This window comes from Parasphingopyxis sp., from assembly GCF_028279465.1.
In the GTDB taxonomy this organism is placed as follows: Bacteria; Pseudomonadota; Alphaproteobacteria; order Sphingomonadales; family Sphingomonadaceae; genus Parasphingopyxis.
Window position 1 is genome coordinate 368,010 of sequence record NZ_JANQNS010000015.1, and the last position, 13,688, is coordinate 381,697.

19 protein-coding genes are annotated in these 13,688 nt (G+C 60.4%); 15 read left to right on the forward strand and 4 right to left on the reverse strand.

What is annotated here, in order from left to right:
- Positions 1-555: 555 nt before the first annotated feature.
- The 9 genes from Q0974_RS11315 to Q0974_RS11355 all read left to right on the forward strand — a co-directional run bounded on the left by Q0974_RS11315 (position 556) and on the right by Q0974_RS11355 (position 5,918).
- Entirely contained in the window at positions 556-3,027 is a 2,472-nt protein-coding gene (locus Q0974_RS11315; protein ID WP_299327650.1) for a hypothetical protein, read from the forward strand.
- A gap of 201 nt (positions 3,028-3,228) precedes the next feature.
- Positions 3,229-3,636, forward strand: a complete 408-nt coding sequence (locus Q0974_RS11320; RefSeq protein WP_299327652.1) for a hypothetical protein — start codon at positions 3,229-3,231, stop codon at positions 3,634-3,636.
- Positions 3,629-3,961: a hypothetical protein gene (locus tag Q0974_RS11325; RefSeq protein WP_299327654.1), complete on the forward strand. Its 333-nt coding sequence runs from the start codon at positions 3,629-3,631 to the stop codon at positions 3,959-3,961. The genes Q0974_RS11320 and Q0974_RS11325 overlap by 8 nt, the downstream gene beginning before the upstream one ends.
- Positions 3,958-4,575, forward strand: coding sequence for an N-acetylmuramoyl-L-alanine amidase (locus Q0974_RS11330; RefSeq protein ID WP_299327656.1), 618 nt, complete (start codon positions 3,958-3,960; stop codon positions 4,573-4,575). Before Q0974_RS11325 ends, Q0974_RS11330 begins: the two co-directional genes overlap by 4 nt.
- Positions 4,572-4,814 carry a hypothetical protein gene (locus Q0974_RS11335; protein ID WP_299327658.1) on the forward strand — a complete coding sequence of 81 codons (243 nt, stop codon included), beginning with the start codon at positions 4,572-4,574 and terminating at the stop codon, positions 4,812-4,814. Before Q0974_RS11330 ends, Q0974_RS11335 begins: the two co-directional genes overlap by 4 nt.
- 61 nt (positions 4,815-4,875) lie before the next feature.
- The gene (locus tag Q0974_RS11340; RefSeq protein WP_299327660.1) at positions 4,876-5,115 is read left to right on the forward strand and encodes a hypothetical protein; all 240 of its coding nucleotides are present in this window, start codon (positions 4,876-4,878) and stop codon (positions 5,113-5,115) included.
- An 8-nt stretch (positions 5,116-5,123) separates the two neighbouring features.
- Complete coding sequence (locus Q0974_RS11345) at positions 5,124-5,315, forward strand: hypothetical protein (RefSeq protein ID WP_299327662.1); 192 nt, start codon at positions 5,124-5,126, stop codon at positions 5,313-5,315.
- Positions 5,315-5,680, forward strand: coding sequence for a hypothetical protein (locus tag Q0974_RS11350; RefSeq protein WP_299327664.1), 366 nt, complete (start codon positions 5,315-5,317; stop codon positions 5,678-5,680). The genes Q0974_RS11345 and Q0974_RS11350 overlap by 1 nt, the downstream gene beginning before the upstream one ends.
- On the forward strand, positions 5,661-5,918 hold the full coding sequence (locus Q0974_RS11355) for a hypothetical protein (RefSeq protein WP_299327666.1): 258 nt from the start codon (positions 5,661-5,663) through the stop codon (positions 5,916-5,918). The genes Q0974_RS11350 and Q0974_RS11355 overlap by 20 nt, the downstream gene beginning before the upstream one ends.
- A 229-nt stretch (positions 5,919-6,147) precedes the next feature.
- On the opposite strand, the gene Q0974_RS11360 is transcribed toward Q0974_RS11355, so the two are convergent.
- The 4 genes from Q0974_RS11360 to Q0974_RS11375 form a co-directional block, all read right to left on the reverse strand.
- On the reverse strand, positions 6,148-6,429 hold the full coding sequence (locus tag Q0974_RS11360) for a hypothetical protein (RefSeq protein ID WP_299327668.1): 282 nt from the start codon (positions 6,427-6,429) through the stop codon (positions 6,148-6,150).
- A 72-nt stretch (positions 6,430-6,501) separates the two neighbouring features.
- Positions 6,502-6,690 carry a hypothetical protein gene (locus Q0974_RS11365; RefSeq protein WP_299327670.1) on the reverse strand — a complete coding sequence of 63 codons (189 nt, stop codon included), beginning with the start codon at positions 6,688-6,690 and terminating at the stop codon, positions 6,502-6,504.
- Positions 6,691-7,089: 399 nt separating this feature from the next.
- The gene (locus Q0974_RS11370) at positions 7,090-7,317 is read right to left on the reverse strand and encodes a hypothetical protein (protein WP_299327672.1); all 228 of its coding nucleotides are present in this window, start codon (positions 7,315-7,317) and stop codon (positions 7,090-7,092) included.
- 28 nt (positions 7,318-7,345) lie between these two features.
- Complete coding sequence (locus Q0974_RS11375) at positions 7,346-7,597, reverse strand: hypothetical protein (RefSeq protein WP_299327675.1); 252 nt, start codon at positions 7,595-7,597, stop codon at positions 7,346-7,348.
- A 182-nt stretch (positions 7,598-7,779) separates the two neighbouring features.
- On the opposite strand from Q0974_RS11375, the gene Q0974_RS11380 reads away from it, so the two are divergent.
- The 6 genes from Q0974_RS11380 (at position 7,780) to Q0974_RS11405 (ending at position 13,683) form a co-directional block, all read left to right on the forward strand.
- Positions 7,780-10,131 (forward strand): chemotaxis protein CheA, encoded by a 2,352-nt coding sequence (locus Q0974_RS11380; RefSeq protein WP_299327677.1) that lies wholly within the window; start codon positions 7,780-7,782, stop codon positions 10,129-10,131.
- The gene (locus Q0974_RS11385) at positions 10,128-10,562 is read left to right on the forward strand and encodes a chemotaxis protein CheW (RefSeq protein WP_299327679.1); all 435 of its coding nucleotides are present in this window, start codon (positions 10,128-10,130) and stop codon (positions 10,560-10,562) included. Before Q0974_RS11380 ends, Q0974_RS11385 begins: the two co-directional genes overlap by 4 nt.
- An 86-nt stretch (positions 10,563-10,648) precedes the next feature.
- Complete coding sequence (locus Q0974_RS11390) at positions 10,649-11,035, forward strand: response regulator (protein WP_299327681.1); 387 nt, start codon at positions 10,649-10,651, stop codon at positions 11,033-11,035.
- Between the two features lie 52 nt (positions 11,036-11,087).
- Positions 11,088-12,101: a chemotaxis-specific protein-glutamate methyltransferase CheB gene (cheB, locus tag Q0974_RS11395; protein WP_299327683.1), complete on the forward strand. Its 1,014-nt coding sequence runs from the start codon at positions 11,088-11,090 to the stop codon at positions 12,099-12,101.
- Positions 12,098-12,952, forward strand: a complete 855-nt coding sequence (locus tag Q0974_RS11400) for a CheR family methyltransferase (protein WP_299327685.1) — start codon at positions 12,098-12,100, stop codon at positions 12,950-12,952. The genes cheB and Q0974_RS11400 overlap by 4 nt, the downstream gene beginning before the upstream one ends.
- A gap of 38 nt (positions 12,953-12,990) precedes the next feature.
- Entirely contained in the window at positions 12,991-13,683 is a 693-nt protein-coding gene (locus Q0974_RS11405) for an N-acetylmuramoyl-L-alanine amidase (RefSeq protein ID WP_299327687.1), read from the forward strand.
- Positions 13,684-13,688: the final 5 nt, after the last annotated feature.

Here is a 13,688-nt window from a genome sequence, read left to right on the forward strand (position 1 = left end):
TTTGAGACGCCTGCGCATGGCCGCCGTGCTATGGTCGCTTTGCTCGGCAACAATGGATACAGCCGCGTGGCGCGTCAGAACGGCTTGTTAGGCGTGATGTCCCGCTATGCGCCGTCTGGTCACGGAAACAACGATCCTCGGGCCTATGCACGGGCCGTAGCGCGGGAAATGGGTATCAACCCTACCGCACCCTTGGATATGAGCAACAGGGCGCTGCGCGAGCGTATGGCAACGGCAATGGAGCGCGTTGAGACCGGCGGCGCGACAACCCGCAACAGATGGTTTGGAAGGTAGCGTATGCAAAACATTCCCCCGCCGCCTCCCGGCTTCACTGAGGATGTGGCCCCGCAGGGCTCTATCTACTCGCGCCCTGCATCACCCCCTCCGCCTCCACCGCCCAATCCAGGCACGGGCTACCGAATGAACCCGGACGGCACGGCTGATCCTATACCGGGCGGTTCGGCTGATCCGTCACGTCCCGGCGCGCCCCCGCCTCCCGGGCCCTCGCAATCAGAGCAAAGGGCACAGGGCCGCCGTCAGCGCGCAGCAGAGGCATTGCGCCAACTTGATGAGGTGGAACGCCTATTCGAGCAGCATTTTGAGGGCGAGGGGGATCGCGGCGTTGTTGAATATGTGCCGGGCTTTGCCAACCCAACTAACCAAAATTTCAATCAGGCGAGCCAGCGACTACTTGCCTTGGTCCGCCCCGCTATCGCTATGTCTGCACGCGAAGGTGATTCCGACAGGGAAATGGCGATCTTTGAGAGCTATATTCCAAGCTCAACGTCATTCGACGTAACCAATCGCAACACCATTAACACGCTTCGGTCCATGCTTGAGAATCTATCGCAAGGCGTGCTGCCTAGCGAAACAGAAGCGCAAATGGGCGGCTCGCAGAGAGCGGCACCGGCTAACAATGCGCCACAAAGCGGTGTCATTCCTCCGCAGGAAGTGCCGCCGCGCCAAGATGTTGGCAACGGGCTTGGCAATATGGCAGTCGATGAAACGCGCCGTCAGGTGGCGCGTTCCACTGCCATTGCGGGCCTTGGCGAGAATGCAGGGCAGGAAAGGGGAATTGTAGAAGCGGGCGATGATCGTCTGCTTTCCGCTGTTGACGAGTTGATACGCGATCCGAATGTCAGCACATCGCAGATTGTGCAGTTTCTCAGCGAGCGCCGCGTGGATTTAACGCCCGAACAGGTTGCTGCCATTCGTTTTTATAAGGAAAACCCCGACCAGCCCGCCCCCGATGCAGTTTATGATGGCGAGGTACGGGATGCGACAATGCCAGAGGCCTATCTTACGGGCGCGGCCGACTTTCTAACGGCGGGCTTTGGCGATGAACTTGGTCTGTATGACAGCGAAGTTGCTAACCAAGCGCAGGAGGACCGCCCGCTTTCATATTTCGGCGGACAGCTCATAGCGGGCGGGCTCACTACGCCTGCGGCAGCCGTCGCCACTCCCGGACGCGCAGCCGCCACCGCTTCCGCTTTTGGCGGCGCGCATTCAGCGGGCTCCACGGACGGAGATGTGAGCGACCGCCTGTCTGCGGCGGGGCGGGGCGCGGTTCTTGGCGGCGCAACTGGCTATCTAGGTCAGCGCTTTGTGGGCAGCCTTAGCGACCGGATTGCGGCGCGCACCCAAAGACGGGCGGCCCGGCAAGCGGAGCGGAGCGATGTTTTTCAAGCTGCGCAACGCCAAGGGATTGATCCACTGCCCGCCGATGTCGGAGGCCCCGCAACGCGGCGCTTGAGTGGCGGCGCTGCGCAAGGATTTGTTTCCGGCCCTCCTGTTATACGCGCAGCTGAAGCGGCCAATGAGGCTACTGGCGACGCCCTTGCGCGCACGGCACAAAATGTCGGCAATGTTGCTGACCGCACTGGTGCGGGACAGGCCGCACAACGCGGTGCGCGAGAGTTCCTAGACGAAAGCGCGCGGCGCGAGCGCGATCTTTTTGAAGCGGTGCCTATCCCAGATGACACCGCAGCAGTGACGACTAATTCGCGCGAGGCGCTGCAAGAAATAGCGGGGCAGTTTGAGAGTAACCCGCGCTTGCGTGAGGCCTTTGCCGACGAACGTCTTGCGACATATGCCCAGGCCCTAGAAGACGGGCTGTCTTATCAAGACTTGCGTGCGTTCCGGTCGCGGATCGGCGAAATGGTTGAGAGTGCCCAAGTCGGAGCAGAAGGCTCCTCTCGCGCATCCTTGCGCCGCCTCTATGGAGCGCTGTCAGATGACATAACGGAAACCGCCCGCGCCGTTTCCCCGCGCGCCCTCGCGCTGGCTAATCGGGCCGTACAGTATTCGCGTGGGCGTCACTCCCGCCGCGAAGGCGTCTTGCGTATGATTTTGGGGCGCGATTTTAACGCCACGCCCGAACAGGCGTTTAATGCTATCGAACGGCTGACTACGCAAAAGGGTAGCGTCTCCGAATTATCCCGCGCCCTGCGTTCGATGCCCGCAAGCGAGGCGGCTTCGGTGCGCGCAACGATGATCGAACGCCTTGGTTTGGCAAGGGCTGGCGGCCAAAACGCGGATGGTGATGCGTTTTCAATCGCAACATTTTTAACCAACTGGAACAACATGAGCCCGCGCGCGCGCGCCGTTCTTGCTGGTAATCAGCCGACATCATTGGCTCTTAACGACTTGGCTCGCTACGCCGGGGCCGCGAAAGATTCGGCTCGCTACGCAAATTCGTCCAACACGACAGGCGCTGTGCTGACGCAATCTGCGCTTACAAGCGCCCCGGCAATCTTCATGCAAGACCTAACGGGCGTTTTATTGGCGGGAACGGCGCTAGGCGCTCAATACGGCGCTGGCCGACTGCTTGCTTCGCCTAGCGTTGCTAGATGGATGGCACGCGCCCCGCGCCAAGGGGCGCGTCCGTCTCGCGTCCGCGCATGGATTAGGAATGCCCCCAAGGGGATCGGGCTACAGCCGCAAGCGCGAGAGGCTCTAGAAGCTCTATTCCGAGGCCCGCGCCCTGCAATGTCAGGTGACGATCCAGAAGAGAGCGCAGAACAGTAGGGCTGATTTTAGCGCTTTCACCCGCCCGCAGGGATAATTTCCAAGATCACGCCTCTGTATAGCGGATTTCATCACCAATGAAAAGGATGCGGCCCGACCCTGTGCGCTCACACGGGGCCGAGCCTGACCGCAACCGTTCATGAAGGGAACGATTATGGCTGACAGCTCTATAATTGCCGACAAAGCAAAAAGTCGAATCCGATGACCAAAACCCTGACGCTGGCCGGCCTGAGTGCGTTGCCGGTATCCATAGCCGCCACCATCCCGATCTCGACGAATGGCGAGCTGAACACAACCGGCATGATGATTGCCGCTGTCATCGGTTCTCTGGCCGCTGCGATGTATGCGGCGCGTAATGCTCGGCAAGACAAGAAGTCTGCTGGCGATGCAGCGTTCGATGTTCTGGTCGCGATCACATCCGGTATCGGTATTGGATATTATCTCGGTCAGCCTGCTGAACGCGTCATAGACCGCGTTGTGGACATACCGCCGGAAGCTGGCGCGCTGCTGATGGCTGCATCCGGCGCACAAATCATTGGCTGGCTGGTTGAGGGCAATCTGTTTGGCTGGGTACTCGACCGCCTTGGCAGGAATAACAAAGATGTATGATGTTTACGCGGCCGCCCACTTGGCGGTGATGGCCGTCAACGCTGTCTGTGTTGGCATCTTTTTCGTGGTGCTGCTCAAGGCCTCCTATTTCGATGATCGGCCGGGCTGGCGCTGGGCTTTTCTGGTCGCCTGCATTGTCGCTGCAAGCGGCCTCTTAGCCGACATCGTCAACTGGCAATATTACGCCCGCGAGGTCCATTGGGAATCTCTCATCCGATACGCGGGCAACATGGGCATCAACTTCTGCGCAATCGGTTTGCATTGGCAGCTCTGGCGTAGCTCGCTTGTCAAAGGGTCCATGCTGGATCGGGAGGGGCGGCGATGAAGTGGATAGCACAATGGATCGCAGACGCATTCAAGGAGGCTGAGAAGGCTATGAAACCGAGCGGCAAGAAAGTCTTTATCAATATCGGTCACGGCAAGAAGCCCGGCCGCCACGATCCAGGGGCGGTGCATGCGGGCACCGGCAAGACAGAATACGACCTCAACGTCATCGCCGCCAACGCCTGCAAAGCCTTTCTGGAAGGCAAGGGCCATAGCGTCACGCTCGGCGGCAACGAAGGCGGAAACTATGCAGGCGGCAAGCTGGCGCGCGGCCACGATGTAGGCGTATCCCTGCACCATAATTCCGCTGTTGCATCGGCGCAGGGCTCTGAGTGCCTGTACCATCGTCGCAAACACACCGCCGAAGACATCGCATTATCCGGTATGATCGCGGGCGAGCTGGCTACGGAGTTAGGCATCCGCAATCGCGGCGCAAAGTCGCTTGGGGCGTCCGTCCTGTCCGGCATGAAAGACGTGGGCGTTCCGGTCGCCGTGCTGCCCGAGTTGTATTTCATTCACGAGCAACCCAACAATCCCGATCCGGCAGTCTTTGAGGAATGGTCAAAGCGCGGCGGGGAGGCGGTTGGGCGTGCAATTCACGAGTATCTGTCATGAACATCTTCAACGCAGAATCCCGCAAGAACGCACTCAAGCTATGGAGCAATTGGCTAGCTGTTTTTGCTGCGTCCGCCGCTGCATGGGCGGTCGAAAACCAAGCCGTTATTCTCGCATGGGTTGAAACCATCGAACAGCCGTATCGTTCAGTGCTGACGTTCTTTTTCGTTGCCGCTGTGCCGATCTTTATTCGGATGCTGAATCAGCCGGGGCTGCATGAGGAAACAGACAAGAACTGAGTTTCGGTAAAATACCGGGAGCCGAGCGCGGGCAACAGCGCACAGAAGAAGGAAAAGAAGAATGTTCACAGTGAAAAGCATCAAGCCGGATGGTTCGGAGTATATCTGCGGTCCGTTTCAGTCGGTAGGCCGAACGCCTGACCATCGCGAAGTTAACTGCTTTGGCGACGGGCCGGGCGCGGTACACACCTTTTCGGAACGGGAGACTGACGAGCAGTTAGACGAAGGATTGGCGCGTCAATCTACCCGCATTTACGTCATGAATGAGCGCGGCGCGACCGTTGCTCAATACAACATATAGGCTTGACGATGGCACGATACGGCACCGTTTCTCGCCGCATCACGAGCGAGGAAATCGAATGGTATGACGACGAAGAGCCGTTGATGCCGGATATCCAAGTTGATTTATCGGAAGCTGTCGAGACGGGTTTAGTCGATCCGTCCGGCAGCACAATCTACCGACTGCCCAATGGCATCGGTTTCTGTGCGGAGGTAGATTGATGGCATTTGCACTCGCAAACTGGAAATACGTCACCATGGGCGCGCTCACCCTACTGGCGGGGTGGTTCTATCTCGAATGGGGTAACGCGGAAGCCGAGGCGGATCGCTACGAGATGGCGCTGTCCGTATCCAATGCCAGCGTCGATGTTTTGGAAGCTGAGGCCGCCGAACGGATGCAAGAGGCCCGCGAGCGCGACGAACGCGCAAGACAGGCTGCCGAGGATGCCCGGAGAGACGCAGAACGCTTCGCCCGTGACCGGGAAGCCCTAACCGAGCGCAATCGTGCCCTGACGGCGCTTGTACGGGACCGTGGCGATTCCTGCCCGGCTGATGAGGAGGTGCTAGATGCGCTGGATAATCTTTAGTCTGTTGTTCGCAGGGTGTGCGGGCACGCCGGCCATCCAGGTTCGCACTGTTGAAATTCCGGTCGTTGAACTGCGGCACTGCCTAAGCACAGACGATATTCCCGCCACTCCCGAGCCGTTTGATCGCGGCGATGAAACCGACGCCCGCAACCTTCTGGCGCTGGCAACCGCCAATCTGCGCGAGTGGCGACAGTATGGTGTTGAAAGCCAAGCGACCATGCGGAGATGCGCAGAATAGGCTTGCGATTCCAGTGGTTTTGGGGTAGAGAAATAGGGCGCAGGTGGGAAGCTGGCGCTCATAGGCTGCGGCGGCGCTGAAAGCAGAAGCGCTTAAGTCACGTGGTAAGGCCCGGAGAGCCACAGCGGCAGAGATGCCTGAGTCATGGCGAAAGTCCATGCTCGACTGCACCGGGGAGCCTCAGTTGCGCGAGGCCCGCAGCCTACCCAAACACCCGTAGATCGGCCATTCAAGATATTCCTGCGATGGTCTCGGCCCTGCGCTCCCCGTTTAATCCGTCGCGATCATCTCTGAAATCAGCGACGTTGGCACCGAGCGCCTTCGCCGCATTAATGATGAGTTCGTTTTGGCCGCGGCGATTGTTGAGCCCCTCGATTTCCGGCGACTTAAAAACCCCAAGATCACCCGCGACCTTTCGGGCGAGCGCAAGCTGTTCATCCGTAATACGATGAGCATAGGTCCGGTCTTGGTGCCCATCTTCGAATATGGTTAGTCTGAGTTCTATGCCCATCAATTCCTCCAATATAAGATAGCTACCACAACCCCCGCCATAGCGATAGCAGCCGTTACTAGGGGGAAGGGGTCAGGCCGGGTCATCTTTGAGGGCCACCGCAATGCACCACGTGATCGCGAATAGAATTGGAGCGAAAAAGGCCGCCAAGGCTGCTGCGATGCCAAGTCGATTTTCGATCACTACCATGAGCGCGACGACGGCCAGCGCCACAGCAATGATAGCCGACACTAACCCCATGGCCTTAATCCAGTGCACCATCACTCTCCATATCACGGGCACGTAGGGCGGCCGCGCAGAGGGCTAGCGCCGGAGTGGTCGCCTCGGCTCGCGAAATCACATCACTTCTATCGCCTGACCATAATCTGGCTATCGGCTTTTCGCCCAGCGTCGTTATCACCGGCCTGAGGCCTTCCGGCACCAGCGTCATCGCTGCGTCGAGAGAAGCCGTGTAGCGCGGACAAAGGTCGTCTAGGTCATCGGAGTTTATAACGCTACGATAGGTTTCCAGATAGCCTGATAATGTGCCGGGGCGAGGATTGTTTGGCGGCCCATCCTGCCCAAATGGACGGTCGCCGAACGCGGCTAAATGAACCTCAACGTCAGTTACCCGGCTCGGCCCGTCCAGCCCTTCTATTCTATCTGCTAGGTCTGAGAGGGTCATTGGGCGTCGCCATGAACCCACGGGCAGTCGCGCCCAGCCTTGCGATACAGCGCAGCAAGCCAGCCATATGCGAGGCCGTCAAGGGCATCGTCGTCAAGGTCGGCAATGGAGATGGCGGGCGCTGCTTTCATGCCATCCTCTCGCTTGCCGGGCTTCTGTTTGACCCGCGCAAAGTTCGGCGGCTTCCACTCTTCAAGTTCGACGCTTTGCGTAATTGTCATCATCTCTTCCTATATGCCGGGGGTTGGTGGGTTAGGCGGGTGCCGTCAGGTTAACGGAGCGCGTGAACGTTGCCGGCTTATCAGGCAGGCCAAGCGATAGAGACACTGGCGGCACAATGATCTGGCCGGGCTTGATCCTCTCGCCGTCGGCATAGGCGCGCCCGGCCCGTATCAATTCGCTGGCATCGCCAGTATTCTTGGCCAATCCAGCCTCTTTAAGGGCGAGACCGCAGGGCATCCGTGCCATGCTTGCCGCAATGTAGTTTCTCTGCGCCATCATCATTCTCCTTTATTGCTCGGGACGCCGCAGAACATTTTCCAATATCGCTGCGGAATGGCGGGCTTTCGTGGCCAATTTTCCAGCCTGATTGACTATAAACGGCGGAATGCTGCGGAATTTGTATAACGACATCTTAACCATCGCAGCCCATCAAGCCTGTCAGGCGGATTTCCTGGACGGGCTCGATGGACGATCTTCTCGCTGAATTCATTGCCGAAACGCGCGAGACGCTGGATACGATCTCCGGCGAAATCGTCGCCTGGGAGGCCGATCCGGGCGACCGGAAGCGTCTCGACGCGATTTTCCGCTTTTTCCATACCGTCAAGGGCAGCTGCGGATTTCTCGATCTGACCCATATCCAGCGTGTCGCGCATGAGGCCGAACAGGCACTGTCCGAGCTACGTGACGGCACGCGCGAACCCACGCCGCGCCTTGTCAGCACCATTCTCGCCGTCATGGACCGCATCGGGGCGATGGCCGATGCGCTCGAACGCGGCGAAGAGATTGACGAAAGCCACGATGAGCCGCTGATCGCCGCACTTGGCGGCAAGGACGACGAAGCGGCCGCTCCTGCGCTTCGGACGGCAACGGAAATGCGACACCCTGCGCGCAGCATTCGTGTCCCGCTCGAACTGCTGGACCGGCTGATGGGCGGCGTATCGGATCTTGTCCTCGCCCGGAACGAATTGTCGCGTCAGTTGCGCCGCACGGCCGGCGAGGATCAGGTCGAAACGGCGTTCGAGCGGATGTCGACCTGTGTCGCGGAAATGCGCGACGCAATTACCTGGGCGCGCATGCAGCGGATCGAGAGCCTGTTTGCCGCTTTGCCTCGGCTCGTGCGCGATCTCTCGGCTGAGCTTGGAAAATCGGTCCAGCTCGATATCGACGGGGCCGATGTGGAGCTCGATCGCGAGATGATCGAAATGCTGCGCGATCCTTTGACCCATATCGTCCGCAACGCGCTCGATCACGGCATCGAGCCGCCCGAGGGCCGCCGCGCCGCAGGCAAGCCGGAAACCAGCATATTGCGGATCGGCGCGCGCCAGTCCGGCAATCAGATCCAGATCAGCATCGCCGACGATGGACGCGGTATCGATCCGCATATGCTCAAGGATCGGGCGGTGCAGGGCGCGAGTCTGAGCGCTGAGGCCGCGCAATCGATGAGCGATGTGGATGCACTGGAACTCATCTTCCAGCCGGGGCTGTCGACGGCAGATGCGGTCAGTACCGTGTCGGGACGGGGCGTGGGCATGGATGTAGTGCGCTCCAATGTCGAACGCATCGGTGGCTCGATCGATATCGAGAGCGTGGTCGGCCAAGGCACGACATTGTCGCTTCTCGTCCCACTGACGCTGACGATCATTCCCGCTTTGATTTTCGGCGTCGGCGAAGGCCGCTACGCCATTCCGCGCGCGAATATCGAGGAAATCGTGTCGCTGGGTCGGGACCGCGCGGAGATCGAGGCGATAGGCGGCACCGAGGCGGCTCTGATACGCCGGAAGCGATTGCCGGTGGTCCGCTTGGCTGCGGTCATGGATATGGATCACGCCGAGAGCGCTGCATCCGGTACGGATCGTGCGCAACATCTCGTGGTCGTGCGTGCGAGCCGGAGGGAGCGGTTTGCCGTCATGGTGTCAGCCGTGTTCGATCATGAGGAGCTGGTCGTCAAACCGGCCGCACCCTCAGTCATGCAGGCTGGCTTTTACGCGGGAACCGCGCTTCCCGACAATGGTATGCCCTTGCTATTGCTCGATATTGCTGGTCTGGCAGCCGTTGCCGGGCTCCGCCTGGGTATGGCCGATCCGCAGGAGAATCGGGTCGCAGCTGAGCCGGACGCCGCGACCGATGTTTTGATATTTACCGATCTGGATGGCTGCCGCCGCGCCGTGCGTATGGCACTGGTCAACCGGATCGTCGATGCCGATGCTGACCAGATCGTCGAACGCGCGGGCGGCCTTCGCCTCGTCATCGACGAGGAAACGGTGCCCGTTGTCGCAAGCGGCGATCTGCCGAAAACGGGACATGTCCGGCTTTTGCGGCTGAGCGACGGCGAAAGCGCGATAGCCTATGCGATCGGCGAAGGCGCCGCCGATGTCGGTAAGTTTCCCGAAACATTCGATCGCGCACGTGGGACCGGCCGCATATTAGGCGTGGCCGTCGTCGATGGCGAGCCGGTGGAACTGCTCGACGCACATTTCCTGTTCGCCGAATTTTCCGAACGTCCGGCGATATCAGTCGAACAGCCGCGATGCCTGGTGATCGGCGGGGACGATTTGTGGCGGCGCGAATTGCTCGCACCGCTCATCGAACAGGCGGGCTATCGCGTGACCTTCGACGAAGACGCAGAATATGACGTCGCGATCGACGCCAGCGGCACGGACCAAGATTCAGACGGCCAAGATTTCGAAGGAACGGAGGCGGACGTCGTTCGGCTCAGTGCTGATCCATCGCCCGGAAAGGACAGGATCTACCGCTACGACCGCACGGGAATTGTCGATGCGCTGCATGCGCGACGGAAAAGGAGGGCTTCCGGATGAGTCAGCTCTATCTTGTCGCCGAGATCGCCGGCACGCGTTTCGCAATGCCGGCCGATACGGTGGAATCCGTCGTTACCGCGTCGGACATCATTCCGGTGCCCCGGGCCGCGCCAACGGTTGCCGGCATTGCCGCCTTGCGGAGCAAGGTTATCACGGTGATCGACACGCGCGCGGCCATCAACGGCAGCAAGGCGCGCATTGCTGCCAGTCAGTTGTTGATCGTCGCCAAGCTCGACGACTTTCTGTACGGCTTGGCCGTCGACAAGGTTCATGACGTTTGCGAATATGCGACCGCGCCCCGGAAGCTCGGCGCGGCATTCGAACCCGGCTGGCGGCGCGTATCGACCGGCATCATCGAACTGGATGGCGCGGCCATCGTCGTCCTGAACCCTGCAACGCTCGTCGCCGGCTCGGATTCCGTAGCGGCCTGACGGCTTCATACCGGTCCCGAAATTAACGCTGCGGTTACTCCGATCCATTATGGACGGAGTGTTGGGAACGAATGGGAGCGTCCTTCGTGAAGAAATGTCTTGTGGTCGATGATTCGAAGGTCATTCGAAAAGTCGCGTGCCATATGCTCGAAACGCTGGATTTCTCGGTCGTCGAGGCCGATCATGGCGGCGAAGCGCTGGAGCGGCTGAAGACCGATATTCCCGATGTCGTTCTGCTCGACTGGAACATGCCGGTGATGGACGGCATGGAGTTTCTCGACGCCATGAAGGCGCTTGCGCTCGAAACACGCCCCAAGGTCATCTTCTGCACCACCGAAAACGATGTCGACCATATCCGGCGCGCCATGGCCGCGGGAGCCGACGAATATATCATGAAGCCGTTCGATCGGGAGACGCTGCAGAGCAAGATCGAAATCGTGCAGGCCGGTGCGGTGAATGGCCAGTCAGCCTGATCGCCCGCTTCCAGACGAACACGCGCGCTCCCGACCCCGGAACATCCTGGTCGTGGACGATTCCGCCGTCGCCCGGCTGATCGTCCAACGGGTAGTCAACGATACCAAGGGTCTGAAAGTTGCCGGCCATGCGATTAGCGCCGAAGATGCGCTGGAAAAGCTACGCACCATCTCTCCCGATCTCGTCATCCTCGACATTGAAATGCCGGGTATCGGTGGCATCGAGGCGATGCCCGACATCATCCGCGAAAGCGGCAACGCACCCATATTGATCGTCTCCTCGCATTGCCGGGAGGGCGCGGAAGCGTCGATCAAGGCGATGGCGATGGGCGCCAGCGATATCGTGCTGAAACCCGACAGCCCGGATGCCAATGGACGCTTTGCGGCCGTATTGACCGAAAAAATGTGTCGCCTGACCGATCCGCTGAGTTCGGGTAAGGCGCCGCGCAATATCGCCGGGCGAACGGCTCCGACGCCATCCCCGCACCCGGTGCATTGCCTGGCGATCGGGGCATCGACAGGCGGGATCCACGCGCTCTCTATTTTCCTGTCGTCTTTGCGGGATGACGTGACCGCGCCGATCCTCGTCACCCAGCATTTGCCCGCAGACTTCATGATCTATTTCGCACGACAACTGTCCGCGATCTCGGGACGCAAGGCCGCGCCTGCACGTGACGGCCAGTCGCTCATCGGCGGCGAGATAGTGGTTGCGCCTGGCGATGCGCATCTCGCGCTTCAACAGCATGAAGGCATCGTGCGCGTGGCGCTCGACCGGAGTCCCATGCCGAGCGGCGTCTGCCCGTCCGTCGATGTCATGCTTTCGAGCGTTGCCGAGATTTTCGGAGACACTGCGGTGGGTGTGGTGCTGACCGGGATGGGACGGGATGGTGCGCACGGTGCCGAGGCGCTGGCACGGGCAGGAGGCGAGATACTCGCCCAGGATCGCGAAAGCGCGGTGGTATGGGGTATGCCGGGCGCCGTCGCCGAACAGGGCTTTGCCAGCCTAGTCGCCACGCCAGCCGAACTCGCCGCGCATATCGGCCAGCGGGAAAGGACGGTCCGATGACCATAGCGCCGTCGACCATGCGGATACTATCGTCGCTGCTCGAAGCGCGGACTGGTCAATGTTTGTCCGAAGGCCGGCATTGGCGCGTCGAGATGGCGCTGAACCCCATTCTCAAGAAACGCGGGATCGAGGACTGCAACGCGCTGGCCGCGAGTCTGGCCGCGCCCGACGCGCGCCGACTGAGCGATGAAACTGTCGAAGCGCTGCTTAACAATGAGACCTATTTCTTCCGCGATCATGACGCATTTGCCGACCTGCCGCGCGTGTTCGAGGCGATCGCGGCCAACCGCAAAGGCCGCAAGACGCTCCGGATCTGGTCCGCGGGTTGTTCGACCGGTCAGGAAATCTATTCGGTGGCCATGCAACTGCGCGATGACGAACGGCGCTGGCGGGACTGGTCCATCGAGCTGCTCGGTACGGATATTTCCCAATCCGTCATCGATCGCGCGAAACGCGCGGATTTCAGCCAGTTCGAGATTCAGCGCGGCCTGGCCGCCGGCCATATGCTGCGCTGGTTCGAAAATAGCGATGGCCGATGGCAGGCGCGCGATACATTGCGGGATATGGTGCACTTCCGGCGGCATAACGTGTTGGATGTGCCGCCGCCCGGCCAGTTCGACGTCATATTGTGCCGCAATGTGATGCTGTATTTTCCGGGTATCAATCGGGCGAAGGCGCTCGCCAATCTGGCCCGCGCATTGGCACCCGATGGCGCCCTTATGCTTGGCGCGGGAGAAACGGTTCTGGGCTATAGCGACCGTTTCGAGATATTGCCGGGCGTGCGCTCGCTCTACCGGCTGGCTGCCGCCGAACCGCCGCAAATCCTCAGGGTTGCCGCCGCCGGCTCTTGACCTTCGACGGGAAAACGGGCGGTATCGCAAAACACGCCATGCCCATCGTCGAAACGCCTTCGCCGAATTTCAACGACCGCGAGCTGCCGGTCTCGATGATCGTCATGCATTATACGGGCATGGTGGACGCCGCTTCCGCGATCCGCAGGCTGACGATGGCGGGTTCGGGCGTATCCTCGCATTATCTTGTCAACGAGGACGGGACGGTGCTGCGCATGGTCGATGAGGGCAAGCGCGCCTGGCATGCCGGTGTCTCCTATTGGCGGGGGATTACCGACGTCAATTCGGCGAGTATCGGGATCGAAATCGTCAATCCCGGTCATGAATATGGATATCGGCCCTTTCCGGACGATCAGGTCGCGGCCGTCGTCCGGCTGACCCACGAAATCCGCAAGCGCCACGATATTCCGCGCGCGAATGTCGTCGGGCATTCCGACGTCGCGCCGGCGCGCAAACAGGACCCCGGCGAACTCTTTCCCTGGGAAAAGCTGGCGCGGCTCGGGGACGCCTTGGCGCGGCCGGAAAATGCGACGACCGATCCGGGATGGACGGACAGCGCCTTTCTCGTTGCACTTGAGCGCTTTGGCTACGATATCGAAGACAAACTTGCGGCGGTCGTCGCCTTTCAGCGGCGGTTCCGGCCCGAACTGATTGACGGAACGATTGACGGACAGAGCCGCGCCATTCTTTTCCGCCTGCTCTTGGATCGGGAGCAGGGCGAGTCTAGATAGAAAGG

Coding starts and splice junctions, on each gene's coding strand:
- Q0974_RS11400 (WP_299327685.1), top strand. CDS start 12,098: ATGACCATAGCGCCGTCGACCATGCGGATACTATCGTCGCTGCTCGAA.
- Q0974_RS11345 (WP_299327662.1), top strand. CDS start 5,124: ATGGCACGATACGGCACCGTTTCTCGCCGCATCACGAGCGAGGAAATC.
- Q0974_RS11380 (WP_299327677.1), top strand. CDS start 7,780: ATGGACGATCTTCTCGCTGAATTCATTGCCGAAACGCGCGAGACGCTG.
- Q0974_RS11335 (WP_299327658.1), top strand. CDS start 4,572: ATGAACATCTTCAACGCAGAATCCCGCAAGAACGCACTCAAGCTATGG.
- Q0974_RS11320 (WP_299327652.1), top strand. CDS start 3,229: ATGACCAAAACCCTGACGCTGGCCGGCCTGAGTGCGTTGCCGGTATCC.
- Q0974_RS11385 (WP_299327679.1), top strand. CDS start 10,128: ATGAGTCAGCTCTATCTTGTCGCCGAGATCGCCGGCACGCGTTTCGCA.
- Q0974_RS11355 (WP_299327666.1), top strand. CDS start 5,661: ATGCGCTGGATAATCTTTAGTCTGTTGTTCGCAGGGTGTGCGGGCACG.
- Q0974_RS11365 (WP_299327670.1), bottom strand. CDS start 6,690: ATGGTGCACTGGATTAAGGCCATGGGGTTAGTGTCGGCTATCATTGCT.
- Q0974_RS11405 (WP_299327687.1), top strand. CDS start 12,991: ATGCCCATCGTCGAAACGCCTTCGCCGAATTTCAACGACCGCGAGCTG.
- Q0974_RS11330 (WP_299327656.1), top strand. CDS start 3,958: ATGAAGTGGATAGCACAATGGATCGCAGACGCATTCAAGGAGGCTGAG.
- Q0974_RS11370 (WP_299327672.1), bottom strand. CDS start 7,317: ATGATGACAATTACGCAAAGCGTCGAACTTGAAGAGTGGAAGCCGCCG.
- Q0974_RS11350 (WP_299327664.1), top strand. CDS start 5,315: ATGGCATTTGCACTCGCAAACTGGAAATACGTCACCATGGGCGCGCTC.
- Q0974_RS11325 (WP_299327654.1), top strand. CDS start 3,629: ATGTATGATGTTTACGCGGCCGCCCACTTGGCGGTGATGGCCGTCAAC.
- Q0974_RS11375 (WP_299327675.1), bottom strand. CDS start 7,597: ATGATGATGGCGCAGAGAAACTACATTGCGGCAAGCATGGCACGGATG.
- Q0974_RS11340 (WP_299327660.1), top strand. CDS start 4,876: ATGTTCACAGTGAAAAGCATCAAGCCGGATGGTTCGGAGTATATCTGC.
- Q0974_RS11360 (WP_299327668.1), bottom strand. CDS start 6,429: ATGGGCATAGAACTCAGACTAACCATATTCGAAGATGGGCACCAAGAC.